The sequence below is a fragment of the Bradyrhizobium sp. STM 3557 genome (genome assembly GCF_045571465.1).
In the GTDB taxonomy this organism is placed as follows: Bacteria; Pseudomonadota; Alphaproteobacteria; order Rhizobiales; family Xanthobacteraceae; genus Bradyrhizobium.
On the sequence record NZ_CP120697.1, the window covers coordinates 2,694,664 to 2,720,737 of the forward strand.

Annotated in this window: 23 protein-coding genes, 1 tRNA gene and 1 pseudogene; 10 read left to right on the forward strand and 15 right to left on the reverse strand. The window is 63.7% G+C overall.

The features are described from left to right. Positions 1 to 97: 97 nt before the first annotated feature. The gene (locus P6U24_RS12220) at positions 98 to 1,285 is read left to right on the forward strand and encodes an adenylate/guanylate cyclase domain-containing protein (protein WP_407159371.1); all 1,188 of its coding nucleotides are present in this window, start codon (positions 98 to 100) and stop codon (positions 1,283 to 1,285) included. Positions 1,286 to 1,339: 54 nt separating this feature from the next. Here P6U24_RS12220 and clpS read toward each other — a convergent pair whose 3' ends face one another. After that, positions 1,340 to 1,657, reverse strand: coding sequence for an ATP-dependent Clp protease adapter ClpS (clpS, locus tag P6U24_RS12225; protein ID WP_407159372.1), 318 nt, complete (start codon positions 1,655 to 1,657; stop codon positions 1,340 to 1,342). A gap of 224 nt (positions 1,658 to 1,881) precedes the next feature. Between clpS and P6U24_RS12230 the strand changes: the two genes are divergently transcribed. Continuing rightward, complete coding sequence (locus tag P6U24_RS12230; protein ID WP_407159373.1) at positions 1,882 to 2,736, forward strand: DUF1194 domain-containing protein; 855 nt, start codon at positions 1,882 to 1,884, stop codon at positions 2,734 to 2,736. 705 nt (positions 2,737 to 3,441) lie between these two features. Further along, positions 3,442 to 3,816 (forward strand): septal ring lytic transglycosylase RlpA family protein, encoded by a 375-nt coding sequence (locus P6U24_RS12235; protein WP_407159374.1) that lies wholly within the window; start codon positions 3,442 to 3,444, stop codon positions 3,814 to 3,816. Between the two features lie 168 nt (positions 3,817 to 3,984). Here P6U24_RS12235 and P6U24_RS12240 read toward each other — a convergent pair whose 3' ends face one another. From P6U24_RS12240 to P6U24_RS12280, 9 genes are all read right to left on the reverse strand, one after another. Continuing rightward, complete coding sequence (locus P6U24_RS12240) at positions 3,985 to 5,223, reverse strand: class I SAM-dependent RNA methyltransferase (protein WP_407160435.1); 1,239 nt, start codon at positions 5,221 to 5,223, stop codon at positions 3,985 to 3,987. Beyond that, positions 5,216 to 5,953 (reverse strand): TlyA family RNA methyltransferase, encoded by a 738-nt coding sequence (locus P6U24_RS12245; RefSeq protein WP_407159375.1) that lies wholly within the window; start codon positions 5,951 to 5,953, stop codon positions 5,216 to 5,218. Before P6U24_RS12245 ends, P6U24_RS12240 begins: the two co-directional genes overlap by 8 nt. A 257-nt stretch (positions 5,954 to 6,210) precedes the next feature. Next, positions 6,211 to 6,768, reverse strand: a complete 558-nt coding sequence (locus P6U24_RS12250; protein ID WP_407159376.1) for a nucleoside 2-deoxyribosyltransferase — start codon at positions 6,766 to 6,768, stop codon at positions 6,211 to 6,213. 16 nt (positions 6,769 to 6,784) lie between these two features. Further along, positions 6,785 to 8,710 carry a 1-deoxy-D-xylulose-5-phosphate synthase gene (dxs, locus tag P6U24_RS12255; RefSeq protein ID WP_407159377.1) on the reverse strand — a complete coding sequence of 642 codons (1,926 nt, stop codon included), beginning with the start codon at positions 8,708 to 8,710 and terminating at the stop codon, positions 6,785 to 6,787. Between the two features lie 393 nt (positions 8,711 to 9,103). Continuing rightward, positions 9,104 to 10,417, reverse strand: coding sequence for a hypothetical protein (locus tag P6U24_RS12260; protein WP_407159378.1), 1,314 nt, complete (start codon positions 10,415 to 10,417; stop codon positions 9,104 to 9,106). A gap of 341 nt (positions 10,418 to 10,758) precedes the next feature. Beyond that, on the reverse strand, positions 10,759 to 11,010 hold the full coding sequence (locus P6U24_RS12265; protein ID WP_407159379.1) for an exodeoxyribonuclease VII small subunit: 252 nt from the start codon (positions 11,008 to 11,010) through the stop codon (positions 10,759 to 10,761). Between the two features lie 110 nt (positions 11,011 to 11,120). Then, on the reverse strand, positions 11,121 to 12,053 hold the full coding sequence (locus P6U24_RS12270) for a histone deacetylase family protein (RefSeq protein WP_407159380.1): 933 nt from the start codon (positions 12,051 to 12,053) through the stop codon (positions 11,121 to 11,123). A 157-nt stretch (positions 12,054 to 12,210) separates the two neighbouring features. Next, a complete protein-coding gene (locus P6U24_RS12275; protein WP_407160436.1) occupies positions 12,211 to 12,972 on the reverse strand; it encodes a crotonase/enoyl-CoA hydratase family protein in 762 nt (253 codons plus the stop codon). 214 nt (positions 12,973 to 13,186) lie between these two features. Then, a complete protein-coding gene (locus P6U24_RS12280) occupies positions 13,187 to 13,654 on the reverse strand; it encodes a hypothetical protein (protein ID WP_407159381.1) in 468 nt (155 codons plus the stop codon). Between the two features lie 201 nt (positions 13,655 to 13,855). Here P6U24_RS12280 and P6U24_RS12285 point away from each other — a divergent pair, with 201 nt between their 5' ends. Together P6U24_RS12285 and P6U24_RS12290 are read left to right on the forward strand one after the other, a co-directional pair. Beyond that, a complete protein-coding gene (locus P6U24_RS12285; protein ID WP_407159382.1) occupies positions 13,856 to 14,629 on the forward strand; it encodes a DUF899 domain-containing protein in 774 nt (257 codons plus the stop codon). Between the two features lie 127 nt (positions 14,630 to 14,756). After that, entirely contained in the window at positions 14,757 to 16,025 is a 1,269-nt protein-coding gene (locus P6U24_RS12290) for a DUF892 family protein (RefSeq protein WP_407159383.1), read from the forward strand. 795 nt (positions 16,026 to 16,820) lie between these two features. Here the strand turns inward: P6U24_RS12290 and P6U24_RS12295 are convergent. Further along, positions 16,821 to 17,018 (reverse strand): hypothetical protein, encoded by a 198-nt coding sequence (locus P6U24_RS12295; protein ID WP_407159384.1) that lies wholly within the window; start codon positions 17,016 to 17,018, stop codon positions 16,821 to 16,823. Here P6U24_RS12295 and P6U24_RS12300 point away from each other — a divergent pair. Together P6U24_RS12300 and P6U24_RS12305 are read left to right on the forward strand one after the other, a co-directional pair. Continuing rightward, positions 16,996 to 17,217, forward strand: coding sequence for a hypothetical protein (locus P6U24_RS12300; RefSeq protein WP_407159385.1), 222 nt, complete (start codon positions 16,996 to 16,998; stop codon positions 17,215 to 17,217). The genes P6U24_RS12295 and P6U24_RS12300 overlap by 23 nt on opposite strands. Positions 17,218 to 17,681: 464 nt before the next feature. Then, the gene (locus P6U24_RS12305; protein ID WP_407159386.1) at positions 17,682 to 18,365 is read left to right on the forward strand and encodes a hypothetical protein; all 684 of its coding nucleotides are present in this window, start codon (positions 17,682 to 17,684) and stop codon (positions 18,363 to 18,365) included. Positions 18,366 to 19,199: 834 nt separating this feature from the next. On the opposite strand, the gene P6U24_RS12310 is transcribed toward P6U24_RS12305, so the two are convergent. Further along, entirely contained in the window at positions 19,200 to 20,300 is a 1,101-nt protein-coding gene (locus P6U24_RS12310) for an IS4 family transposase (protein WP_407158154.1), read from the reverse strand. A 399-nt stretch (positions 20,301 to 20,699) separates the two neighbouring features. Then, positions 20,700 to 22,478 (reverse strand): acyl-CoA dehydrogenase, encoded by a 1,779-nt coding sequence (locus tag P6U24_RS12315; RefSeq protein ID WP_407159387.1) that lies wholly within the window; start codon positions 22,476 to 22,478, stop codon positions 20,700 to 20,702. Between the two features lie 256 nt (positions 22,479 to 22,734). Between P6U24_RS12315 and P6U24_RS12320 the strand changes: the two genes are divergently transcribed. Continuing rightward, positions 22,735 to 22,809, forward strand: a tRNA-Gln gene (locus tag P6U24_RS12320). 223 nt (positions 22,810 to 23,032) lie between these two features. Then, the gene (locus tag P6U24_RS12325) at positions 23,033 to 24,376 is read left to right on the forward strand and encodes a tyrosine-type recombinase/integrase (RefSeq protein WP_407159388.1); all 1,344 of its coding nucleotides are present in this window, start codon (positions 23,033 to 23,035) and stop codon (positions 24,374 to 24,376) included. 50 nt (positions 24,377 to 24,426) lie between these two features. On the opposite strand, the gene P6U24_RS12330 is transcribed toward P6U24_RS12325, so the two are convergent. Continuing rightward, entirely contained in the window at positions 24,427 to 24,669 is a 243-nt protein-coding gene (locus P6U24_RS12330; protein WP_407159389.1) for a hypothetical protein, read from the reverse strand. Between the two features lie 329 nt (positions 24,670 to 24,998). On the opposite strand from P6U24_RS12330, the pseudogene P6U24_RS12335 reads away from it, so the two are divergent. Further along, positions 24,999 to 25,218, forward strand: a pseudogene (locus P6U24_RS12335) (IS5/IS1182 family transposase); the annotation flags it as partial. 79 nt (positions 25,219 to 25,297) lie between these two features. On the opposite strand, the gene P6U24_RS12340 reads toward P6U24_RS12335, so the two are convergent. After that, positions 25,298 to 26,026 (reverse strand): sulfite exporter TauE/SafE family protein, encoded by a 729-nt coding sequence (locus P6U24_RS12340; protein ID WP_407159390.1) that lies wholly within the window; start codon positions 26,024 to 26,026, stop codon positions 25,298 to 25,300. Positions 26,027 to 26,074 lie beyond the last annotated feature (48 nt).

Below are 26,074 nucleotides of genomic sequence, written 5' to 3' on the forward strand. Positions count from 1 at the left end.
TCGCAATGACGAGACCGCAATTCGGTCGCGCTTTCGCTATTCAGGTAAATGAAACTCGCGATTTGATCGCCGCCGCTCCGGTGGCATAGTACGCACCATGGTGGACACTGCCAAAATACGCGATCTCGCCGGATGGCTGGTCGACGGTGCGCGAACCGCGGCGACTCCGGCTGAAATGATGGCGCAAGCCTGCGAGCGGCTGGTCGAGGCGGGCGTGCCGCTCTGGCGCGTCGGCGTTTTCGTTCGCACGCTGCACCCGGAAATCTTCGGCCGCAGTTTCGTCTGGCGATCGGGCAGCGATGTCGAGATGGGTACGGTCGGATTCGACTTCATGGACTCGCCTCAGTTCACGCAGAGCCCGCTTGCGACTGTGGTGACCGATGGCGTCGAGGTGAGGGCCAATCCGCTCAGCGCCGCCTCCGAGCCCTTTCCGATTCTGATGGATCTACGCGCGGAGGGAGCGACCGATTACGTCGCGATGCCGCTCACCTTTCTCGACCGCCAGATGCACGCCTCGAGCTGGACCACGAAGGCGCCCGGCGGCTTCACGGCTGACCATCTGCAGGCGATCCGGTCATTGATCCCCGCATTGTCTCGCTACACCGAGATCGTCGGCCTGCGCCGCACCGCCTCGATCCTGCTCGACACCTATGTCGGCAATCGCGCCGGCGAGCGCATTCTCGGCGGCCAGATCCGGCGCGGTCACACCGACACCATGCATGCGGCGATCTGGTTGTCGGATCTGCGCGGCTTCACGCAATTGTCGGATCGGCTGCCGGCCGAGATAGTGGTCGAGATCCTCAATCATTATTTCGACTGCCAGGTTGCAGCGATCCGAAGCCATGGCGGCGAGGTGCTAAAGTTCATGGGCGACGGATTGCTCGCGGTGTTTCCGATCCCGGAGCAGGGGGGCGACCCGGCCGAGATCTGCGGCCGCGCGCTGGAAGCGGCGCGGCAATCCCGTGCCAGCGTCGATGCGCTTGAATATCGCGTCGGCGAAAAGACCGAGCGCTTCCGCTTTGGCGTGGCGCTGCATGTCGGGCAGTTGCTCTACGGCAATATCGGCGGCGCCGACCGGCTCGACTTCACCTGCATCGGTCCGGCAGTCAATCTCGCCGCGCGGCTGGAGAAGATCGCAGGCCGCCTGAAGCGCACGGTGGTCGCATCCGAGGCGTTCGCGCGTGGCTGCGCCGGCGGCTGGGCCGATCTCGGTGCGTTTCCGATCGCGGGCTTTGCCGGAGAGCAGCGAGTGTTCGGGCTGCGCGACGAGGCGGCATTGGGGTAAAGCGTTTTCAAGCGGCGTGGAGACCGTTCAAGACCAAGCGTCGGAACAAAGCCGCTACTCCTCCGGCTCGGTGGTGAACAAGAGTGGATGTCCCTTGGCGCGGCCGGCATCGGTCGCCCGCGTCGCCTTGGTCTCGGCGACATCCCGGGTGAACACGGCGACGACGCAGACGCCGCGCCGGTGCGCCGTGATCATCACCTTGTAGGCCTCGTCCTCGGTCATCCGGAACTCCGCCTTCAAAATCATCACGACGAATTCGCGCGGCGTGTAGTCGTCATTGACCAGGATCACCTTGTACAGCCGCGGACGCTGGACCTGGGTCTTCACCTTGGATCTGGTCTTCGTCGCGGGCTTGGTCACGGAGTCGTTCATGCGGCTCCTCCGATCGTGTTCCTGCCATGGCAATGGAGCCATATCAGGATACAGCGTCGCGACGTATCGCGAAACCGCATCGTCGCCGGCTTTGTAGCCGGAGCGCGGCGGCACTGGGCGATGCTCGCGCCCGGCTAACCTGAATGTGAATGGGAGCGGCGCTTCCCGCTTTGCCTGCTCCGGATTGCATGTCACCATCACGTCACACGATGGGAGGGCAGCTCATGCGCTGGTGGATCTCGATCGGAGCGGCGTGCCTGGCCGGTATGATTGCCGGTGACAACGTTGCTGGTGTGGCCGCCGCGCCGCCCGCCAGAACAGCCGCACAGATGAGCGATAAGGAAGCCTCGCCATCGGTCGATGTCGAGCTCATTCTCGCGGTCGACGTGTCCTACTCGATGGACCTGGACGAGCTCGCGATCCAGCGCGAGGGCTACGCGCAGGCGATCGTCTCCAGGGAGTTTCTGCAGGCTTTGAAGAACGGCCCGAACGGCCGCATTGCCATCACCTATTTCGAATGGGCCGCCTCCGGCGATCAGAAGATCATCATTCCCTGGCGTCTGATCGACGGGCCGGAGACTGCGGATGCGGTCGCGGCCGAGATCATGAAGACGCCGGTCCGCCGCGCCTCGCGCACGTCGATCTCGGGCGCGATCTACTTTGCGATGCCGCTGTTCGACGAGGATCCTTATCGCGGCCTGCGGCGCGTGATCGACATCTCCGGCGACGGCCCCAACAACAGCGGCTCTCCCGTCACGATGGCGCGCGACACCGCGCTCTCGAAAGGTATCACCATCAACGGCCTGCCGATCATGGTGAAGGAGCCTTCCTACTCGACCATGGATATCGAAAATCTCGATTGGTACTACGAGGATTGCGTGACCGGCGGCGCCGGCTCCTTTGTCATCTCGATCAAGGGGCGCGATGAGTTCAAGGAGGCCATTCGCACCAAGCTCTTGATGGAGGTGGCTGGCCGCACGCCGCCGGGACATATCGTGCGTGTCGCGGACGAAGCCAAGGAGCCCCGGGTGTCCTGCATGGTGGGCGAGAAGATCTGGCAGGACCGATGGGGACGGTGATGCCGACCACGATCGGAGTGGATAACGCACACCGTCGTCGCGGCGAACTGCCGGGACCTATGACCACGACTGGTCATCACGACTGAGCTTTGTTGAAGCGAGCTGGCGCTCCATCTCGCTATAACGATGACCGACGGTGGTTATGGGTCCCGGCTCAAGGCCGGGACGACGGCAGAGCTCGTGGCGGTAGACGGCTCTCAATGACCATCTGCTCGTCGCGATGTTGCAGTCTGTGAGATCAACATTCAGTGTCGTCCTGGCCTTGAGCCGGGACCCATACGCCGCGGCCTCACGATCACGAAGACCGCGCGAGACCTGCGAAAACGATCAGGTACGTCGTTAACGAGGCCCAGCGCTGTGGCGCCAAAACAACACTCAAAGCAAAACTAGCGGTTGCGGCCCGTGTGAGTTCGCTCGTGCCACGGTTCTGCCGCCATTGCCCGGCGAGCTTGCTGCAGCTTGGGCGGAGGCGCACAGAACATGCGTTCCATCGGCTGTATTAGTCCATCTCGTCGCGCGACCGGACTGGATCAGTCCGCTCGTGTCGCTCCGGACGCCGCGGCACACGGCTGTCGTGCCTTCATTCGAACGACAGGGATTATCCTGATAGCGGCGTCGCTGGGCGCCTGCGCACAGACCTCGGTGGTCTCACAGCGCACGAGCCACATCGCGCCGACCCGGGAGGCTGCGCTCGAACCGCGGCACGTGCTTAGGCCTGTGCGCAGGCCGGTCTCCGTGGTCAGGCTGCGCGAGCCCGAGCGCGGCGAGCCGGCCAAGCGCGTGTCGCTTGCATCGACAAGCGGCTCGCGCGGGGTTGCCAGCTTCTACAGCGAGGGACAGGAGACCGCGAGTGGCGAGCGGTTCGATCCGCATGAGCTGACCGCGGCGCATCCGACGCTGCCCTTCGGCACGCGCCTGCAGGTGACCAATGTCGCGACCGGCAAGTCGGTCATGGTCCGGGTCAATGATCGCGGCCCGTTCGTGAAGGGCCGCGTGGTCGACGTGTCGTATTCGGCCGCGCAAGCGCTAGGCATGGTGCATTCCGGCGTCGCCGACGTGAAGGTCGATGTGGTGCGGTAGCTTGCGGTGTCCGTCATTGCGAGCGAAACGACGTGTCCGCCATAGCCCGAAGGGCGACGGCGGAAGCAATCCAGAGCCAAGCAGAGAGTCTGGATTGCTTCGTCGCTGACGCTCCTCGCAATGACGACGTCTATGAGCACACGTCGGGCAATCACGATTGAGGCGCACTCACCGCGCCAGCCTCGCCACCAGCTCCACATGCGGGGTGTGCCTGAACTGGTCGACCGGCACCACCGCGTCGAGCTTGTAGCCGCCGTCGATCAGCATCCTGATATCGCGCGCGAAGGTGGTGACGTTGCAGGACACCGCGATCACGACCGGCACTTTGCTCGCCGCGAGCTGCTTCGCCTGCGCCTGTGCGCCCTGCCGCGGCGGGTCGAACACGATGGCGTCGAAGTCGCGCATTTCCTGCGGCATCAGCGGGCGGCGGAACAGGTCGCGCATTTCGGCCTTCACCGGCTTCAGGCCCGATGTGGTCGCCACCGCCTTCTGCAGTGCTGCGACGGCGCCGGCATCGCTGTCGAGCGCGGTGACGCGCGCGCGCGATGCCAGGCGCAAGGCAAAGGGACCGACGCCGCAGAACAGGTCGGCGACGTGCTTGGCTTTACCGACGCGCTCGTTCACCAATGCAGCCAGCGTTTCCTCTCCGGCGACGGTGGCCTGCAGGAACGAGCCGGGCGGCAGGACGACGCGCGCGGCGCCGATGGTGACGTCAGGCGCGCTGCGCATCAGCACCAGCTCGCCATGGCGCGTCAGCCGCGCCAACCGGTGCTGCTCGGCGATCACGGACAATGCGGTGATGCGCTGCGGCGGCAGCGGACCGGAGCCGCGGATGTCGATATCGAGGCCGTTGTTGGCCGCGGTCGCCTGGATGTCGAGCGCCTTGCCGGTCGGCTTCAGCGCTTCCGCCAGCGCCCACGCGGCCTCAAGCGCCCCCTTGAGACCAGGGTCGAGGATCGGGCAGCGGTCGATCGGAATGATGTCGTGGCTGGCCGCCGCGCTGAACCCCACTTTCAGGATCTCATGCGTGCCCATGCGCGCATGAAAGGTGGCGCGGCGGCGGCCGGCGCCATGCGCATCGATCAGCGGCGCCACCTCGCAGTCGATCTTGGCCGCGCGCAGCGTCTCGACCACGATGTTGCGCTTCCAGTCCTGATAGCCCTCTGCCTGCCAGTGCTGGATCGCGCAGCCGCCGCAGACGCCGAAATGCGGACAGAATGGCGCGATGCGCTCCGGGCTCGCTACGTCCAGCGCGAGCAGCTTGCGCCGATCGGGATGGCCCGGCACCGCGGCCGCCTCGACGGTCTCGCCGCCGAGCGTGTAGGGCACGTAGCGCGCCTCGCCCGATGAGAACGAGACGCCGTCGCCGCGATGGCCGACATGATCGATCAGCAGGCGCTCAACCACGGCGGCGCGCTCCGAGGAAAAACTCGGCATTGCCGTCGCCGCCCTTGATTGCAGACGGAAATACTTTGATCTCGGTGCAGCCGAGCGAGCCCGCGAAGGCTGCGATGTCGTCGCAGACTTGGCTGTGCACGGCGGCGTCCTTGATGATGCCGCCCTTGCCATGCGCACCTTGCGCCTCGAATTGCGGCTTGATCAGCGCGAGCAGGCTCATCGGCGAGGCGGCGAGCGACAGCGCGACCGGCAGCACGGCCTTTAGCGAGATGAAGCTGACGTCGATCACGACGACGTCGGGCCGCTGCGGCAGGCGCTTGCCCTCATAGGAGCGGATGTCGGTCTGCTCCATGGAAACGATCCGGGGATGGCCATGCAGGGACGGATGCAACTGATCACGGCCGACATCGACCGCGAACACCAGCGCCGCGCCATTCGCGAGCAGCACCTCGGTGAAGCCGCCGGTCGAGGCGCCGACGTCGAGGCAGACGTGATCCTCGATGTCGATCGGGTACTGCTCGAGTGCGGCCTGTAGCTTCACGCCGCCGCGCGAGACGAAGGGATGCGCCGGCTCGGCCTGCAGCACCGCGTCCACGGGAATGGTCTCGGAGGCTTTCGTGACCTGCTTGTCATTGGCAATGACGAGGCCGGCCTCGATCGCAGCCTGCGCCCGCGCGCGGCTTTCGAACAGGCCGCGTTCGACCAGCAGGATATCGGCGCGTTTGCGAGGAGGGGGCATGATCAGGTCAACAATTATTCTTCATACTTGTTTGGGTCCGGATGTCGTCCCGGGCAAGCCCCGACGCGCCCAGAGCGTTGGGGCGCAGACCCGGGATCCATAACCACAGGATGCTGTTGATGCGAAAGGTCTAACCACTCGTCTGCCACAAACGACTTCCTGTGGTTATGGGTCCCCGCTTTCGCGGGGACGACAGCGGAGTTTGGCTCAATGGCAGAGCGTCGGAAACGCGCCTCGCTGGTTACGACAGTTTCCTCTCACTTCGTCAGCAGCCTCTCCGCCGCCAACCGCACGCAGGTCTCGAACGCGGTGAGATCATGCCAGATGTCGGCCGGCGGCTCGCGCGGCGTCACCAGTGGGCAGCCGTGCAGCTCCAGCGCGTGGATGATCATCAGATTGTCGGATTGACCGAAATCCTCCACCGTCAGGCCTTCTGCGTCGATCAGCCGGCCGTTCTCAGCGCGTACCGCGGTGAAGCGGCGCGTGCGATCGGCATAGGTAGAGGGATCGTTGGAATAGCCAAGGCAGAGCTTGCCGCGGCCCGCCATATAGCCGAGCTCGTAAACGGTGCCGGCATCGGCGCCGGGGCCGCGGAACGGCGTCAGATTGGCGATAATCGCATCCGCCATGTCCATCATCGCCTCGTTGCCGCGGAAGATGTCGAGCGATGCCGTGCGCGAGGTCAGGTCGACGGTGTTGTCGAGCGGGTAGAGCCCGCCCAGATCATATTGCGCGCAGATCGCGGCTTTGCGGCGGCCGATCTCAAGCGCATCCGGCAGGAACACGTCAGGACCTGCCAGATACACTTTCTTCATCGTTCGTGACCGCGGCTCAGGCGAGCTTGACGACCTCGGCCTTGTAATCCTTGCCGAGCGTCTCGAACACCTTGGCGACGATTCCCTTGGCGTCCAGGCCGGCGCGCGCATACATCGCCGCCGGTGTATCGTGATCGAGGAACTCGTCGGGCAGGACCATCGAGCGCATCTTGAGACCGCCGTCGAGCATGCCCTGATCGGCGAGGAACTGCATCACATGCGAGCCGAAACCGCCGATCGAGCCTTCCTCGATCGTGATCAGGATCTCATGATCGCGCGCCAGCTTCAGGATCAGTTCCTCGTCCAGCGGCTTCATGAAGCGGGCGTCCGCGATCGAGGCGGAGAGGCCGTGCGCGGCGAGCTCGTCGGCCGCCTTCTCGCATTCGCCAAGACGCGTGCCGAAGGAGAGCAGGGCGATCTGCTTGCCTTGGCGGATCATGCGGCCCTTGCCGATCTCCAGGGGAATGCCGACTTCCGGCATCTCGACGCCGCGGCCTTCGCCGCGCGGATAGCGCACCGCGCTCGGGCGATCGTTGATCGCGACCTGGGTCGCCACCATGTGCACGAGCTCGGCTTCGTCGGACGCCGCCATGATCACCATGTTGGGCAGACAGCCGAGATAGGCATTGTCGAACGAGCCGGCATGGGTGGCGCCGTCGGCGCCGACCAGGCCCGCGCGGTCGATCGCGAAGCGCACCGGCAGCGACTGAATCGCGACGTCGTGCACGATCTGATCGTAGCCGCGCTGCAGGAAGGTCGAGTAGATCGCGCAGAACGGCTTGTAGCCTTCGGTCGCAAGGCCGGCTGCGAAGGTCACGGCGTGCTGCTCGGCGATGCCGACGTCGAAGGTGCGATCCGGGAAGGCCTTGTTGAAGATGTCGATGCCGGTGCCGGATGGCATCGCGGCGGTGATGCCGACGATCTTGTCGTCCTTCTCGGCTTCCTTGACCAGGCTCTGGCCGAACACGTTCTGGTAGGCAGGCGCATTCGGCTTGGCCTTGGCCTGGGTGCCGGTGGCGACGTCGAATTTGACGACGGCGTGGTACTTGTCGGCGGAGGCTTCCGCGGGCGGATAGCCCTTGCCCTTTTGGGTGACGACATGGACCAGGATCGGCCCGGTCTCCATGTCGCGGACGTTCTTGAGCACCGGCAGCAGGTGGTCGAGGTTGTGACCGTCGATCGGGCCGACGTAATAGAAGCCGAGCTCCTCGAAAAGCGTGCCGCCGTCCATCATGAAGCCGCGGGAATATTCCTCGACGCGGCTGGCGCGGTTGGCGATCACCTTCGGCAAATGCTGGCCGAGCTGCTTGGCCGCATCGCGCAGGGTGCGGTAGGTCTTGCCGGAATAGAGACGGGACAGATAGGCCGACATCGCGCCGACCGGAGGCGCAATCGACATGTCGTTGTCGTTGAGGATCACGATCAGGCGCGAGTTCATCGCGCCGGCATTGTTCATGGCCTCATAGGCCATGCCGGCGGACATTGCGCCGTCGCCGATCACGGCGATCACATTGTTCTTGCCGCCCGAGAGGTCGCGAGCTACCGCCATGCCGAGGGCGGCCGAGATCGAGGTCGAGGAGTGTGCCGCGCCGAACGGGTCGTAATCGCTCTCCGAGCGCTTGGTGAAACCGGAGAGACCGCCGCCGGTGCGCAGCGTGCGGATGCGGTCACGCCGACCAGTGAGGATCTTGTGCGGATAGGCCTGGTGGCCGACGTCCCAGATCAGGCGGTCGCGCGGGGTATCGAACACGTAATGGATGGCGGTGGTGAGTTCCACGACCCCCAGACCCGCACCGAAATGGCCTCCCGTCACCGAGACAGCGTCGATGGTCTCCTGGCGCAGCTCATCGGCGACCTGCCGGATCTGCTCGACCTTGAGCCGGCGCAGATCGTCCGGTGTCTTGATGGTGTCGAGAAGCGGCGTTTTACTAAATGTGGTCACGGCGATATTCCAATTTTGCAGGTCGGGTTCAAGGGCCGACGTCAGAGAGGTTCATCGTAACGAGCGGCGAAACCTTAATCATTTAAGGTGTCGTCGGCTCGGACCAAAGCCATAGAAGATAGGCCAACTGCGGCTTAAGTCTGTCTATGTGATGTAAATCACCCTTGGCGGCACCCATCCAGGCCGTTCGCCAAGGGGTTTTGACAAGTTGTTTGCAGGGATCACGTACCAAGTCATTTCGTCAGCCTTTGCAGACAGTTAACTCGGTTGCGTCCTCGCGGATCGCGTGCCTCCAAAGCCCGTAGTTCCCGAAAGCTTTACACCAAAGTGCGCCTTAAAGCCAACCCAACGGAATATGGCAAGCCCGGGGATCGCGGCCGGCAGGCCGCGGCTTCAACCGCGGCGGCGCGCGGGTTGTTCCTTCGCGGTGGCCAGATCGGGGTCCGCGGACACCCGCGCGGGCCCGGATACCGCGAGTGCGGACCAGGCCAGCTCGCGCTCCGCGCCGTCGGGCGTGGTGACGACGGCGAGTGCGGCGGCAGGGTGAGCCATGCGTTCGCGGAGGGCCACGGGTCCGCAGACGATCATGAAGAAGTCGTAGGCGTGTGGCCGTTCGTTGGCCATCACGAACTGGAAATGCACCCGGAAGAACTGCCAGCGGAACAGGTTGTAGTGATCCGGACGAATGATTTCCCGGAAGCGCACCGGCACGATGGTTGGATTGCGCTTGGCGCTGCCGACGTCGATACCATGCGAGGCCACGGGATCGAGCTTGAAGAAGTTCATCACGTCCTTGCGCGCCTGGCAGTCGATCCAGTCGATCTGGGGCTCGACGGCAAGCTGGGCGAGATGATCGCGGAAGTCGGCTGCCGCCCTGTGGAAGCCGACGATCGGGAAATTGCCGCCGAGCGTCAGCAACATGATGCGCGGCCCGTGGCGGCCGAGCGACGGATCGCGTTTCAAGGCCCGCGCCAGCATCTCGGCGGCCAGGAAAGAGCCGGAGCTGTGGCCGACGATGACGATCTCGTCAGCATCGCTGACGCGTGCCACCTCGGCCAGATATTGGGCGAAACGGTCGATGCGCTGGTCCCATTCTGGCCGCTGGCGGTGCGCGAACTGCCAGGTCCAGATGGTGTCGCAGAGCAGGTAAAGAACGTAGGTCTGGTTCTCGAAATAGCGCAGCGCACCCCACAGCAGCACCATGAAGATCGCCGATCCCGCGAGCCAGCTCAGAGGTTGGGGCGCGCCGAGCGCGTCGAGCCCCTTGCCGAACACGAAGCCCGCGCCGGCCGCGACCAGCGCCTCCAGCAAGAGGATGATGTGCGGCCAGGTGATGAAGGTCGCAAACCGCCAATTGGCGCTCCAGAACCGGCCGATGGTGCCGCGGAAGATCAGCCGCCAATAGATCCAGACCGCCTGTGCTACCGTCCGCCAGATCGGTGCGGCGAGGTCGTTCTGGATGAAGTCCTCGAAGCGGAGAAAGTCGTAAGTCGTTCGGGTCTGCCAAGCTTGTCCGCTTGCCTGGGCCTTCGTCTCGATCGACCAGGATGTGATCTCGTCGTCGGACTTGCTGTGCGGCCGGCTGATCGTAGCGGAAAGCTGGTACAGCCGGGCGAACTTGCGCAATTCGGTGCGGAACATGCGGTAATATTGCGCAAGCCCTCGCGGGTCGTAGCCCTGCACGTAAATGATATGTCGATTCGACACGCGCACGCGCTTATGAGATCCCCAAGCGTTCCGTGAGACCGAGGCGGGCGAAGACTTAACCGTTCCATCGCCCGATGCTCGTGAGAACCTGACAATGTGACAGCCTCTGACCCCGGGCTCCCCCGATGCGGACTATAGCAGGAGCGGGCGGAGGCCAAGCCGCATTTGCAAAAGATTTCAGCAGCTGTGCACGGTCGGGCGCCGCGCTGCGGCCGATCGGCGTAGGCGTTACGTCAGGAATCGCGCATCTGCGCGTTATCGTGCGTTGCGACGCCCGGTCGTCGGGCCATCCTTCCAGGCGCGAGCGCTGTCGTCCACGCGCCTTAAGCTCGCCTCCAGCCCTACTGCACGTCGAGCGGCTCGACGCCGGCGGCCTGGCCGCTGGCATCGGTGGTGATCTTCTCGACCCGCGCCTCGGCTTGGCGCAACAGCTCCTCGCAGCGACGCTTCAGCGCCTCGCCGCGCTCGTAGATGGTCACCGATTCCTCGAGCGGCACTTTGCCTTCCTCGAGTCGCTTCACGATCGTCTCCAGCTCCTCGATCGCGCGCTCGAAGGACAGCTTCTTGACGTCGGTTACAGGGGTGTCCGCCATACGATGTTCCTGCGACTCTCTCGACCTTCCGGCCGGCTTTTACACATTGCGGCCGCCGCTGTCAGGCCCCCGCAGCGTCGCAGCGGTGGGGAACCGGAGCTTAAGGAACCTCAGGCGCCGGTCAGGGCCGCGACATGGGCCGCCACCGATTCCTTCAAGCCCTGCAGGTCGTAGCCGCCTTCCAGGACCGAGACCACGCGGCCGCCCGCGCTCTTCTCGGCGAGCTCCATCAGCTTGCGCGTGACCCAGCCGAAATCCTCGGCACGCAGATTCAGCGACGCCAGGGGATCGCGGTAATGCGCGTCGAACCCGGCCGAGATGATGACGAGCTCGGGGCTGAACTTCGTCAGCTGCGGCAGGATCAGATTCTCGAACGCCGAGCGGAATTCCAGGCTGCCGTCCTCCGGCGAAAGCGGCGCGTTGACGATGGTGTCGTGATCGCCGCGCTCGCCGCGCGCGCCGGTGCCGGGAAACAGCGGCATTTGGTGCGTCGAGCAGTACATCACGCTTCTATCGGCCCAGAAGATGTCCTGCGTGCCGTTGCCGTGATGGACGTCGAAATCGACGATCGCTGCGCGCGCGATGCCATATTTGCGCTGGGCGTGGCGGGCGGCGATCGCGACATTGTCGAAGAAGCAGAAGCCCATCGGCTTGTTGGTCTCGGCGTGATGGCCGGGCGGCCGCACCGCGACGAAGGCATTGCGGTGGCTGCCCGACATCACGGCGTCGGTGGCCTTCACCGCGCCGCCGACGCCGCGCATCACCGCCTCCCAGGTGCCCGGCGACATCGAGGTGTCGCCGTCGAGATAGATGATGCCGCTGTCCGGCGCGATATGCCTGAGTTCGGTGACGTAGTGCTCGTTGTGGCAGAGCAGGACCTGGTCGAGCGTGCCTTCCGGCGCCTCGTCGCGATCGAGCAGGGCGAAGCGCTCCTCGGTCATCGCCTCCTCGACCGCGCGCAGGCGGTCGGGACGCTCGGGATGGCCGGAAGGGGTCGCATGATCGAGGCAGGCCTGATGGGAGAGATACAGCGTCGTTGACATAGATGCCCGCCACTCGCGCGTTACGGTTGAGGTCGTAACTTAAGCGCTCGGCACAGGCTCGGAAAGGGCCATGACGGCGGGATCAGGGGTTTCCTCCACCGCTTCGCGCATCGCTAGCGTGTCGTGATGCGATCGCGCGGCGACCGAGAGAACGCCCTCAATGCTTCTTGCGGTCGACGAAGGCCTTGAACGCGGCGATCGCCTCTTTCGAGCCCATGCGCTCGCCGAAGATATGCGCCTCCTGATCGATGCGGCGGGTCAGCTCGTCCGGCGGTGTCCGCAGCAGCTTGCGCGAGATCGCGACCGCTTCCGCCGGCAGGCGGCAGAGCTCGCGCGCTACCTTGTGCGCCTCGACCTCGGTGTGGCCCGGCGACACCACGGCGTTGACGAAGCCGGCAACATGCGCCTCGTCGGCGGTCATGGTGCGGCCCATCACCAGCATCGCGAACGCCCGCTGGTGTCCCATCGTGGCCGGCATCAGCAGGCTGGAGGCGCCCTCCGGCACCAGGCCGAGCTGCATGAAGGGCGTGGAGAACAGCGCGGTCGTGGAGGCCAGCACATAGTCGCAATGGAACAGCATCGTGGTGCCGATGCCGATCGCCACGCCGTCGACCGCGGCGATGATCGGCTTGGTGTTATGCGCCAGCGAATACAGGAACTTGGTCATGTCGGAGGCGCGCGCGGCCTCGCTCGACAGCGCGCCGGCCTGCAGGAATTCCTCGAGGTCGTTGCCGGAGGTGAACACGCCGGAGCCGCCGGTGATCATGAGGCAGCGGATGTCCGGGTTGTTCTGCGCGGTGTCGATCGCATCGCTCATCCGGCGATACATCGCCTGCGTCAGCGCGTTCTTCTTCTCCGGCCGGCGGAGCTTGATGACGCGGGCCCCGCCCTCTTCGGTGACGATCACGTGGTCGGTCATGCCCAGTCCCTTGCGCGTCATTGCAATGTGAGTCCTGCCGCGCCTAGCGTACATCATCCGCGCGGAAGACCAAGCGGTGGAATCGACAGCACGCTCCACGCGCGTCGCCAAGACGCACCTCAGTGGTTGAGGCCCGGTTGGGATCTCCTGATAATCCCTGCGAATTTGATCCGCGCGCTTGCACGCCGCACCTGAGCGACGCGCGAAAGCTGCTTCAGCAGCCGCGACAGATACTGGTGGCACCGCGGCGCAGCAGGCGGTCGTTCTCCTTGACCGCGGCGCGCTCGAGCTTCTCCCGCTCGCGCTTCGGCAGGTGCCGCCAGCCGTGGCGGTAGCGGACGCGCGGCGTGTAGGCCGGCTGGGTGGAGGTGAGCGGCACGTTGCCCGGCACGCGCTGAACGCCGGGCTGCTGCGGCAGCGGCGGCATGCGTGCCGCGTTGCCGATCCCCGAGGGATCGCGCACCGAGCCGATCGGGCCGTTGGCGTTGGCCGGCCCAGGCGGAATGCCGCTGGTGCCGGTGTCTTGCGCGAATGCCGGCAGTGGGAGCGACAGCACCAGCAGGGCGGCGAGGCTTGTGCGCGTGATCATGGTCCGGCGGCGCGCGCGTTGCCGCTGCGCCGGGTTCATCGATGAGGTCATGCCGCTGATATCTCGTGTGATGGCGAAAGGGAGAAGCCCCATGGCGGAACAAAGTTCCGTGACCGCTGCAATCCCTTCAGTTGATGCGCCTGCGGCACACGGCAGAATGGCGCCACACTTGTTACTCACCCGGATTCCGGCCTGCGTGCCAAAACCTGTCTCACGGCCAGCAGAGGGCGAGGGCGCGGACAAGTGCGGCTCGGCCCGTGGTGCTGGAGCTCACTCATAGGAGGTTCGAGAGCCATGACTACATCAGCAGCGCAAAACAGTGGAGCCGCCATGCAGACACCGCCGGTGGTCTCGCCGGAAGAATGGGAAGCTGCGCGGCAGAAATTGCTCGTCAAGGAAAAGGCTCATACCCGCGCCCGCGATGCGCTTGCCGCGGAGCGCCGCCGCATGCCGTGGATGGCGGTGGACAAGGCCTATGCGTTTGAAGGGCCGGCGGGCAAGGCCAGCTTGGCTGATCTGTTCGACGGCCGCCGCCAGCTGATCGTCTATCGCGCCTTCTTCGAGCCCGGCGTGTTCGGCTGGCCCGAGCATGCCTGCCGCGGCTGCTCCATGGTGGCCGACCAGGTCGCGCATCTGTCGCACCTCAATGCGCGTGACACCACGCTCGTCTTCGTCTCGCGCGCACCGCAGGCCGACATTGCAAGGCTGAAGGCGAATATGGGCTGGACCATGCCGTGGTTCACCATCACGGATGAGTTCGACGTGGACTTCGGCGTCGACCAGTGGCACGGCACCAACGTGTTCTTCCGCAATGGCGGCCGCATCTTCCGCACCTACTTCATCAACAACCGCGGCGACGAGCAGATGGGCAGCACCTGGAACTACCTCGATATCACGCCGCTCGGCCGTCAGGAGGTCTGGGAGGATTCGCCGGCGGGCTATCCGCAGACGCCGACCTACAAATGGTGGAACTGGCACGACAGCTATGTCGAAGGGGCAGCGCCCGACAAGCGCTGGGTCGAGGTCTCCGACGCCGGCGAGAAGGCGTTCCGGAAGCAGAGCTCGTAGTACTGCCTGATGGCGTGATGGCCTCGGTTGAAGGGGAGGCGAATGTTGCTCGGCCGGAGGTAGGAACAAAGCCCGGGCCCGTCCGTTCGGACTCGAGCTCCACCCCCGCCAACCTCCCGAGGCCATCATGTATCACCACGTCAAGAAGCTGATGTTCACCGTTCGCGTCGACGAACCCGATCCGCGGTTCGGCAACATGCTGCTGGAACAGTTTGGCGGCGCGAATGGCGAGCTTGCCGCGGCGATGCAATATTCGATTCAGGGCCTCAACTGCGAGGACCCGGATCGCAAGGACCTGTTGATGGACATCGGCACCGAGGAGCTGAGCCATCTGGAGGTCGTCGGCACGCTGGCGCGCATGCACCTGAAGCCGGCGAAGTTCGACCGCGAGGCTGCCGAGGCCGATCCGCTGATCGCGATCGCCGGTGGCGGCGGCGTGAACCTGTTCAATTCGCAGGGCAATGCATGGACCGCCGATTACCTCAAGATCACCGGCGAGCTCGACGTCGATCTGCGCAGCAACATCGCGGCCGAGGCGCGGGCCAAGATCGTTTACGAGCGGCTGATCAACTTCACCGACGATGCCGGCACCAAGGACGCGCTGCAGTTTTTGATGACGCGCGAGATCACGCATATGAAGGCGTTCACGCTGGCGCTCGAAAGCATGAAGAAGCCGGCCTTCAGCATCGGCCGCATCGCGCCGACGCCGGGCCTCGTCGACCAGTTCTTCAACGATTCCACCGGGGCGGGCGATCACGGCGAGATCGACACCCGCGGCCCCTGGAACGAGGGCGGCGATTGGGTCTTTACCGAATCGCCGGCGCTGCAGGACGGTGAGCCCGGAGCTGCGCCCTCGATCGTCGCCGAGAGCTCGCCGCCGGCAGACGAAGCGGGCCTGAGCGATCTCTTGATCGAAGAGCTGCGCGATCTCCTTCATGCCGAGAAGCAGCTCACCAAGGCGCTGCCGAAGATGGCGGAAGCCGCGCGTTTCGATCAGCTGCGCGAGCTGTTCGAGCAGCATCTGGTGGAGACCGAGAGCCAGATCGAGCGCATCAACGAGTGCTTCGAGCTGCTCGGCAAGACCGCGCGCGCCAAGCCCTGCAAGGGCATGATGGGTCTCGTCGAGGAAGGCCAGGAGGTCATGGAGGAGGGGGAGGACAAGGAGGATGCCGCGGCGGATCTGGCGCTGATCGGCGCGGCGCAGCGCGTCGAGCATTACGAGATGGCGGGCTACACCACAGCGCGCAATCTCGCCCAGCAGCTACGCCACAGCGCCATCGTCGCGCTTCTGTCGAAATCGCTGGCGGAGGAGGAGAACGCCGACCAGTTGCTCAACCAGGTCGCCCGCTCGCTGATGTCGGTCGCCAAGATGCCCGCCGCGATCGAGCAGGCGTAAGCTCCATCCGTGATGGCTGCCACGCGAAGCGCGACTTCGCGCAGAAGGCGCGGCCATCGACGTGCTTTGTGAGCCGATCCGTAGCCGCATTCTCCGCGGTCGTCCCGGGCAAGCCCGACAACGCGTCAGCGCGGTCGGGCGCCGACCCGGGACCCATACTCCCAGAATCATCGGGGAGAAAAGATCGGCGCAACCTGCTTTGGTGACGCCGGGATCGCTAGCCGCCCCGTCCTAGAGCGTCCGCGGACCGACCTCCAACAGCCCAGCCTGTTACTCGCTATAGATCCGCGACCGGTCGGCTCGCCGGAAATGGTTGACCATCAAGCACCGGCGCGCCCGATTGATCTGGGCGTCGGTCGCACCCTGACTGCGCGCGTAGCTTTCAGCGACTGCCGCCGTATATTTCTCCACATAATACCGAACCTCCGAACAGGAGATCCGGTCTCCCGGCCCTGGCTCGTTCGCCTGCAACGCCGAGCCCATCGCCAGGACCAGCATTCCCGCGCCAACCACACTCCGCAACATTGACTTCCCCCGCTACGTCAAAACGCATCGGACAACAGGTCAGACTCGGGCGGCTCGTGCAAATTAACAATGCTGTTCCCGCGAAGTCTTAAGGACACTGTTGCTTCGCAGTGTCACCAATAGGCGCAGCAACCTGCGACGTGCCAAGCGCCTTGCAGTTCGTTGGTCCCGGCTCATCCGTGCCGCACCGGCATCCACTGCCCGACGACAACTGGTATTTACCTACTAATAGTTGCGCAAGTCGGTTCCGATCTGGGAACTTGCGGCTTATTAGCTCGAGGCCGCGTTGGTGCTGCTGCTCGCGCCGCTGGTTAGGCCCTGCGCATTGTAGGTCTGCGGACCCTGAGTGTTACCCGATGCGCTCGCGCCCTTGGCGCTGCCGCTCGTCTCCGTTTCGGTCGTGCCGTCGGAATAGGTGATCGTGGTGGTGGTGATGCCGTCGATCGTGAAGGAGATCTCGCTGACCACGGTCTTGGCCGACGAGGAGCCGCTGCCGCTCGCGCTGCTGCCGGCGGACGATGACGAGGAGGAGGTCGACAACGTCGCGTCGGTCTGCGAGGCGGCCAAGGTCGACGAACTGGCCGAGGTCGACTGGGCAGCTGTGGGCGAGAGGAGCGAACTGACAGAGATGATCGACATGGAAGGGCTCGCGTTGAGAATTGGATGATCGCCGATTGGCTATCGCACCCCTTCAACGCGACTGCCGGTCGGAGCAGGCGCCGCGATGTGTTTCTGATCGTTTCAGGCTGAGGTGTCGGGATGGATCGTGGTCGCGGGGCGGATTAGCGTCGGCGTCATCTGCCGCTTACGTCAACGACTGCAGGCTGCGCACCAGGCCTTCAGCTAAACCGCCGACTCGCTGATGCCATGCATCAGGCGGGCACGATGGCCAAATCATGCCGTGTCCTCAGGCCATCTATTTCAGCTGAAATCAAATAATGGCCCGGTCGACGTTTCGTCGCCACGAACTGGGCAGGGGAGCGAGGTATCTAGCGCACGAGCTCACTTTTGAAGTCCCTCGCAACTGTCTCCATCCGCATTCGCAAGTCATCCAACCGAGCCGAACTGTTGGACCGTGTCTCGTCAGACAACGGAACGACTCCGGCTTTCCAATCGAAGAGGAGACCCTTGGTGCCATATCCAGCAGATCTGGCGGAAAAGTATCTTGATTACCAGATCGATCCCGGCAGGACGATGATCGGAGGCGGGGCCCTGGTGGATGGCCTTCTGCCGCGTGAGACGACTCCAGCAACGGTTCAGGTCTACATCGGTCAGGCACCGAACCCGCAAGGGGTCATTTCCATGGTGACTCACAACCCGCCATGGACGTTCACCTTTCTGAGATACGTCGCGGGCGCTGTGACGACTGCTCCGTTGACGGGTCCCGTTCTGACGGGCCCGATGAGCGGGTGCTATCTCTGCAAATACACGCGTCTCGGCCAGCAGAACCTTGCTCATATTGGGACATCCAACACGGATACCAGCAGGGAGTCCATTGCGGCAAAGACTGCCTGGAAAAGGTTCGTCACGCAGCCCGACGTCAATGGGCTCACGGGCGTCAGCCTGGTTACAGGCGGCAACGCGTCCGACTACTTTGTAGAATCGGAATACCACGCCGCGAAGATCGGTGGAAAGTTCGGAAGGCCTCCGCAGGTCGTGGGCTATTTCGATGCTGGATCGGCATATGCGATGTTGCTGGCTCCGCTTTCCCCACATGAGAACTCGCTCGGCCGTCCGATGTTGAAAGTCGCCGCCATCAAGCCCATGACGCTGCAGCCGTGGAGCACCATCGCGGCCATGCGTACCTGGCGATAAGGTCGGCGGCCCTTTCGTGCGGCATAATGTGTGAATGAGATAGTCGAGCTGAACAGCGGACTTCCGATCGTGTGTCGGGACGAGTCGTAGGGCGCATTTAGCGTTAGCGTAGTCAGCCATTGTTCGTTGCTGACAGGAGCATGGCGGCTTACGCCTGCGCTAAGCCGCCCTACTTGCTCACGTGGATCGCGTCCCGTCGGGCAAATCGCCTTGCTTCTGCAAAACCCTGTCAATTCCTTCTGAAAAACATAAATCGTTTTGCGCCTGGCCCAAATCAGATTTATGGTGGGCCCGTTCCGTTCCGCCGGAGGGGCGTATCGCGATCGTCACGGACGTGGGCAACGGAATGCGATGGACGCGGCAGCGCGCAGCGGAGCTATCACTTCGCGGACGAACGGGCTGATGCGGACGGCGAAATCGTGTGGTCCTGGCATCCCGGTGCTGATGCCATGCGCAACGCGCTAGCGTTGTCGCAACCGCGCAGCGACGTGCGCGCGGTGACGGGGGCAAGAGAGCCGGTCCCCGGGGAGAGCGCGTATAAGCCGTTAAAACCGTCGCGCAGGGAAGGCCGGATGTTCGGCCCGGACCTGTGGTGACTGCCGCCTGCTTTTTTTCTGCAGGCGGGCCATGGGTGTGGGCAAACACCCGGCCTTCCCCATAGGCGTTAAGATAATGCGGGCATCGATTGATATCGTCGTTTTCGAGGTGGCTCGTAGAGGTGCCGGTCCAGTACCCGTTTGCTGTGATGGAGGCGGCGGATGGTTGGTTGTGGAATGATTGCTTGTAGCAAGGACGCAATGAGTTGCTGCAAGACACGCCAAGCGCCAGGTGTCGTCAGGCGGCCTGCGTCCAGTGGGGAGAGTCCTCGAACTCGCGGACAAGCGGTTCGAGCAGCAAAATGATCAAGAGATGAGCCAGCAGGTAGGGCTTGGCGGAGCGCGGATCGGTTCCAGGCGGTGTCTTGAGGCCGATCAAACTCTTCAATCGCTTGAAGCCGAGTTCGATCCGCCATCGCAGTCTGTAAAGCGCAAGCACATCTTCGACGGTGAACTCGTCCGGCGCTAGCGAGGTGACCAGGATGACCCAATCCGCCGCTTCCAAAGTTTCTTTAGAGATGGTGCGGTTTTCGTCTTGGGCGTCTCGCCGGGCTTTACGACGCGACGCGGCAGCCGCATCGGCAGACTTCTTGACTGCGATCAGACGCATAGCCAGAGGCGCGCCGGCCTTGCGTTTGATCCAAATCGGCCGATCGATCAGTCCGCGGGCGTTCCCCGCCCGTAATTCGGCTATCAGATCGAGCGGACAGCCTTTGGCATCAAGCCAACGTGCGTTCTTCCAGCCCGCTCGGATCAAAACATCTGCACCAGCTTCGAGCACTGCCGAGATCCGATCAGGTTGTAGATAGGCGCGGTCAGCAATACGGATCTCACCCTTGACCACTGGTATGCGGTCAAACGTCTCGCCCTCTTGCTGATCTGTCAGTTCGAAATGGCCAAACCGCTCATATGGCAGATCAAATGCACTATGAATGCGCCAAAGCTCGCTGTTCTTGCGCGCAGCCGGCCCTGCCTGAGGCACTGTCGTGGCATCGATGATACGGATCAGACGGCCTCGGCTCGCCTTTGGCGCCGCCGCCGCGAGCAAGCGCTCCACAAGCACGGTAAACCAATCGCCACATTGACGCAGGCGGTAGAACAGCGCCACGCTACTCAGATTGGCAAGGCCAACAGAAGCAGCCCACGCGGCCGTCGATCTTAACCCTCTTTCACCCAGACAATAAGCCAGCATCAGCCGAAGCAACGCCACCGCATCAGGGATCCGCCGTTGCCGCACGAAAGCTTTCGTCTGGCGCGCGCTGCTCTCGAGCTGCGCAGCCCCACCTAGCTGCGTAACGACGCTCGCCCAGTCTTCGTTCAAAAGCGAATCTCGTGTCATCCCATGTTCGAATCACGAACGATTCCAACACGCAAGACTAAACTTAACGCCTATGCGGCCTTCCCTGCGCCCTCCACCTTCGAAAGGGCGATGTGAACGCAAAGCTCGGGTGCGGATCGCGCCGCGAGAGGGTAGTGCTGTGTCTCCAGACCGTCATTGCGAGGAGCAACGCAACGAAGCAATCCAGACTGTCGCCCAGGCGGGATTCTGGATTGCTTCGCTTTCGCTCGCAATGACTGGGGATTTGGTGGGCTGCGCGCCTTCCCCTCGGCGGTCATCGTCAGCGAAGGCGGACGATCCAGTACGCCGAGACGTTGGTGATCGACCGAGAGGCCTCGGCGTACTGGATACTCCGCTTTTGCGGAGTATCACGGCTGAGTGGATGACGGCCGTCTTGCCTCACCCGATCAACACCGCATCCGCCGCCAGCACCGCCTCGGCGCCGTCGGTTATGGTCTTTTCGAGAGACAGCGCCTGCACGGCAAAATTCTCGGCGAAAAATCTGGCGAGCGCGACATGACGCGCGCCATCTGCCTCGCTCTCGCCGCGCGCGGCGAGAGCCTCGTTCGCAAGCATGCAGCCGCCGAGCGCGGAGCCGAACAGCCGCAAATAGGGCGTGGCGCCGGCCAGCGCATCGTTCGGCGCGGAGGCGAGCTTCTCCAGCAGCCAGCGGCTGGTGCGATCGAGGCTATGAAGCGCATCGCGCAGCTTGGGTCCTGTCGTGCCGAAGGCCGGATCGTTGGAGGCCTCGACCCTGCGGACGATATTATTGAGCTCGTCGAGCAGCTTGAACACCGAGGCGCCGCCGCTCGCCGCCAGCTTGCGGGTGACGAGGTCGATCGCCTGGATACCGTTGGTGCCCTCATAGATCGCGGTGATGCGGGCGTCGCGCGCATGCTGCGCGGCGCCGGTCTCCTCGATGAAGCCCATGCCGCCATGGACCTGCACGCCGAGAGAGGCGACCTCATTGCCGATGTCGGTCGAGAACGCCTTTGCGATCGGCGTCAGCAGCGCGCCGCGCGCGGCGGCATCTGCGCGCACTTTTTCATCCGTGGCGCGCGCAGCGACGTCGAGCGCCACGGCCGTAGCGTAGCAGATCGATCGCGACGCCGCGGTCAGCGCGCGCATCTGCAGCAGCATGCGCTTGACGTCGGGATGATTGATGATGGCATCAGGTCCGCCGCTCGTGCGCCCGACCGCTCGGCCCTGTTTGCGCTCTTGTGCATAAGCGAGCGCCTGCTGGAAGGCGCGATCGGCGATCCCGACGCCTTCGAGGCCGACGCCGAGCCGCGCCTGGTTCATCATCGTGAACATGCAGCGCATGCCGGCGTTCTCCTCGCCGATCAGGTAGCCGATCGCGCCGCCATGATCGCCCATCGTCATGGTGCAGGTGGGGGAGGCGTGGATGCCGAGCTTGTGCTCGACACCGGAGGGATAGATGTCGTTGCGCGCGCCCAGCGAGCCGTCTTCATTGACCAGGAATTTGGGGATCAGGAACAGCGAGATGCCCTTGGTGCCGGGAGGCGCATCCGGCAGGCGCGCGAGCACGAAATGCACGATGTTATCGGTCATGTCGTGGTCGCCATAGGTGATGAAGATCTTGGAGCCCTTGATGCGATAGCTGCCGTCTCCTGCGCGCTCGGCGCGGGTGCGGAGCGCGCCGACATCGGAGCCGGCCTGCGGCTCGGTGAGCTGCATGGTGCCGGTCCATTCGCCGGAAATCAGCTTGGCGAGATAGATGCGCTTCAGTTCGTCACTGCCATGGGCATCGAGCGCCTCGATCGCCGAAAGCGTCAGCAGGGGGCAGAGGCCGAAGGCCATGTTGGCCGCGCTCCAGATCTCGGTGCAGGCGGCATTGATGGCGAGCGGCAGGCCCTGGCCGCCGAACGCTTCCGGGCCGGAGACCGCATTCCAGCCGCCCTCGATCCAGCGACGGTAGGCCTCCGGCCAGCCCGGCGCGGTGGTGACCTTGCTGTCCGCAAGCTTGACGCCATTCTGGTCGCCGATCCGGTTGAGCGGGGCCAGCACGTCGCTGGCGATCTTGCCGGCTTCGTCCAGCACCGCGGCGGTGATGTCGGGATCGAAATCGCCGTAATGCCCGGCCTCGACCGCGGCCTTCAGGCCAGCGCCATGATTGAGGGCGAGCAGGATATCGTTGATCGGCGCGCGATAGGTCATGACGCTTCCTCGGCAGTCTCTGGGATTTGGCTGCCGTCTTCCCATGAAACCGACCTGGCCTCAACTGCTGCGCGCATGTCCAGCCGTGACCGCAAGGCGCAGCAGCGGCTGGCGGTGGCCGGCCGGGTGGGAGGCAGGCAAGGGCAGAGCAAAATTCAGCCTTCGCGGCGGTTGAAATGGGGGGCCGCGGTCTGTAGACCACGGCAGCCGGACCGGAATCGGCGCGCCCGCCAGGGCGCCCATCCGGTCCGCCTGATGGGGCGTAGCCAAGCGGTAAGGCAGCGGATTTTGATTCCGCCATTCGGAGGTTCGATCCCTCCCGCCCCAGCCATCGGTATTATCATGCCTCCTCAATCCTCGTCCCGTCTCATCCCTCCTATCGCGCGTTTGACGGCAACACCTTGTTGGTGCTGCACTTTTGTTTTCAATTCATGTCTTGCATTCGCAGCTGTCATCACCCGCCTCGGGCGCCTTGAATTAAAAACGGAATCAAATTAGATAGTCCCTTGAAGGGTGAGTGGGCAATACGCCCAATCGAGCTCGGTCCCAAAATTATGACCAAGTTTTTCAACGCCAATAATCTTCGCTCCCTGCCGGACGGCGGGCTGGACGAGAAAGGCAAGCGCAAGCAGAAGCTCTATACCGATGAACACCATCGGAGCTTCAAACTGCTCGTGACCGGCAACTCGCGTCTGTTCTATTCGCAGTGGGAGAAGCCCAAGCACATGCTGAAGGAGAGCCAGAAGCGCCAGCCCAAGCTCACGCCACTCGGCAGCGTCGAGGATTTTTCTTACACCGCCGCGCTGGCCGCGCATCTCAAACTGCAGGATGACATCAAGCAGGGCATCTATCCTGAGGCCAAAGGCGTCGGCCGCCCGAAGACCGGCCCGACCTTCGAAACCTATGGCACGAAAGTCGTCGCAGGGTGGGCTGACAAGCGCAAGAACGCCAAGGATGCCGCAGGGATGAAGCGTATCATTCCGATCTATTGCGCGGCGATCAACAAACTGCCGATTGAGAAAATCGGCACGCCCGAGGTGCTCGAGGTCATGCGTCCGATCTGGGACGCCAAGCCGGCGATGGCCGAGGAAGTGCGTGCGCTGGTTGCCCGCGTCCTGAAGGCGGCGGCGAGGGAAGAACTGCGTCCCATGGGCGATCCGGCAAGCGTGGAGGCTATCGTCGCGGTGCTCGGCAAACCCGTCAAAAAGCGCGGGCGGATTCGCGGACCCATGAAAGCGCTCAACGCAGAGAAGATGCCTGAGTTCATGGTCGAGCTGCGCGCCATCAAGAGCCAGTCGGCACGCGCGCTTGAAGCGCTGATCCTCTCCAACCTGCGCACCAATGCGGTGCGCTATCTGCACATCGACCATCTCGATCTGGAAGGCGATGCAGACGATCCGTTGCGGCCGGGACCGAAATGGACCGTGCCGAACGACCTGATGAAGGTCGATGACGACGGCCATCCGTTCATCCTGCCGATGGTGCCGCGTCTCGTCGCCGTGCTCAAGGAGCAGATTGCGTACCTGCAAGAAACCTTCCCTGGCCAGCCGGTCGGGCTGTTGTGGCCGGGCGATGCCAGTCAGCTCAAAAATCCGTTCGAGCAGCCGATCTCGGAAAACACCATGCGCGATCTGCTTGTGGATACGCTGAAGAAGAACGCGACGCCGCACGGCATGCGCGCCACCTTCCAGACGTGGGCGGAAAATGAGCTGCAGGACGACGGCGAAACCATGAAGTTCAATCCCGATGCCATCGGCTACTGCATGGCGCACAATCCGGGCGACAAGGTCAGGCGCGCCTACCGGCGCAATCGGCTCTGGAAGCCCCGCATGGGCATCATGAACGCATGGGAGCGCCACCTTGCGCGGCCGAGGCCGCAGCTCAAGACGGTCGCCTGAATACGCGGCGTTGGAGACGCAATGGAAGGCTCGTAGCTGAAAATTAGTCTTCACCGCGCGCCACGAACGGCGCGCGGTTGTACGTCGGGCCATTGTTCGATATAGCGCGTGATCTCGCTCGCCATCACCACCACCGAGTGTCCGTGCTTCTTGGCCTTCAGTTCGCCGCGCGCGATCACGCGGTCCAGTTTTGCCAGGGACATCCGCAATTCGATGGCAGCCTCCCGGCGCGTCAGGAACAGCCGCTGCGTTGGCGATGGCACCTCTCGTTGCACCTTGTGCATTCTCGTCATGGCCCGTCTCCTCTTTATCGGCGCTCCAGCTATCGTCATTCGCGGGCTTCGATCTCCCAGATGTAGCGGATAACGTTCTCGCTGAACCCGTCGATGTGGGTCCATCGTCCACAACCAACGCCGTTCCTGTTGGAAGCGAAAATCTCTCTCACGGAGGTCGGGCGACCCATCACGGTCGCAGAGGGCTGACCCGAGGTGAACAAGTTAATGCTGAGGTCGTTGAATCGGCGGCTAAGTCGTGCAGATAGGTGGATTGTTCCGAACGTCGTTTAGCCCAACCCCGGCTGCGCGAGCCGCCAATCTGAGGGCCAGATGTTCGAATCGTTCCGGGCGCGCCAGCTACCATCGAGCCCATCATCGGCCACATGAAGAGCGACGGGCACATCGGCCGCTGTCATCTCAAGAGCCGCGGCCATCAACGTCATCCTCACCGCCGTCAGACACAACCTCCGCCGCGTCCTCGTCTGGCTGGGGGCTTTGCTGACCTCAATCCTGATCGCTCTCTGGCGGCAAGCCGTCCTCTATCCGGCCGTCAAGCCGGCTTCTTAACGGACGATTTGTCGTAGCGTGTCGCGACCCAGCGACATCGCCTTATTTGGTTGAGAACACCGCGGTCAGACTGGCATAACTACAAGGCCAGCAGCACGCCAGAAAATAGCAACATGGTGAGGATGATCCGCCGGAATGATCCTTCATTGACACAGCGAAAAGCGAAAATGCCCAGCGCCGCGCCGGCAAGCAGTGCCGGAATACTGGCGACGAACTCAACCAAGACCTTCGACGACAAATCATTTTGCAACAGCATCAGCACGAGCGCGAAAACCTGCATGGCAGCAATGAAAGGCTGAACCAGCCCGCGCTGCTCAGTTTTTGGCACGCCGTGGATGTCACACCATATGGTCGGTATTGCGCCCGGCATTGCCGTCAACCCGCCGAAAAGGCCGCCGCCGAAGCCGATTAATGCATTGCGCCGCACATTCATCTGCAGGCGACGAGAAAGCACCGGCCGGAACAATGTGTAGCCTGCATAGCAGGCGATGGCGAGACCAAAGCTCTCTCTGAAGATCCGCGCGTCTGCAGTCTGCAGCAACCACACGGCGATCGGAACGCCAAGCAATCCGCCGAAGACCAGTGCCGAGCTCTGCTTCCAGCGGATGTTTTTTCTCAACGCCCAAAGGTTCGTGGCCTGCACTGTGATGCTGCAGGCCATCATCAGCGGGACGGCCTCGAGAGGCGGGAGAACGTGAAGTAGAATCGCGCCGGCCACCGCCGAAAAGGCAAAGCCCGCGAGGCCCGAGACGAAGGCGCCGCAAAACACGGCGATACTGAGCAGGCAAAACGACGCAATGTCGCCCATGAGCTAACCCTTTCGGCCGATAAAATCATGGAATAGCGATTTGGGGGT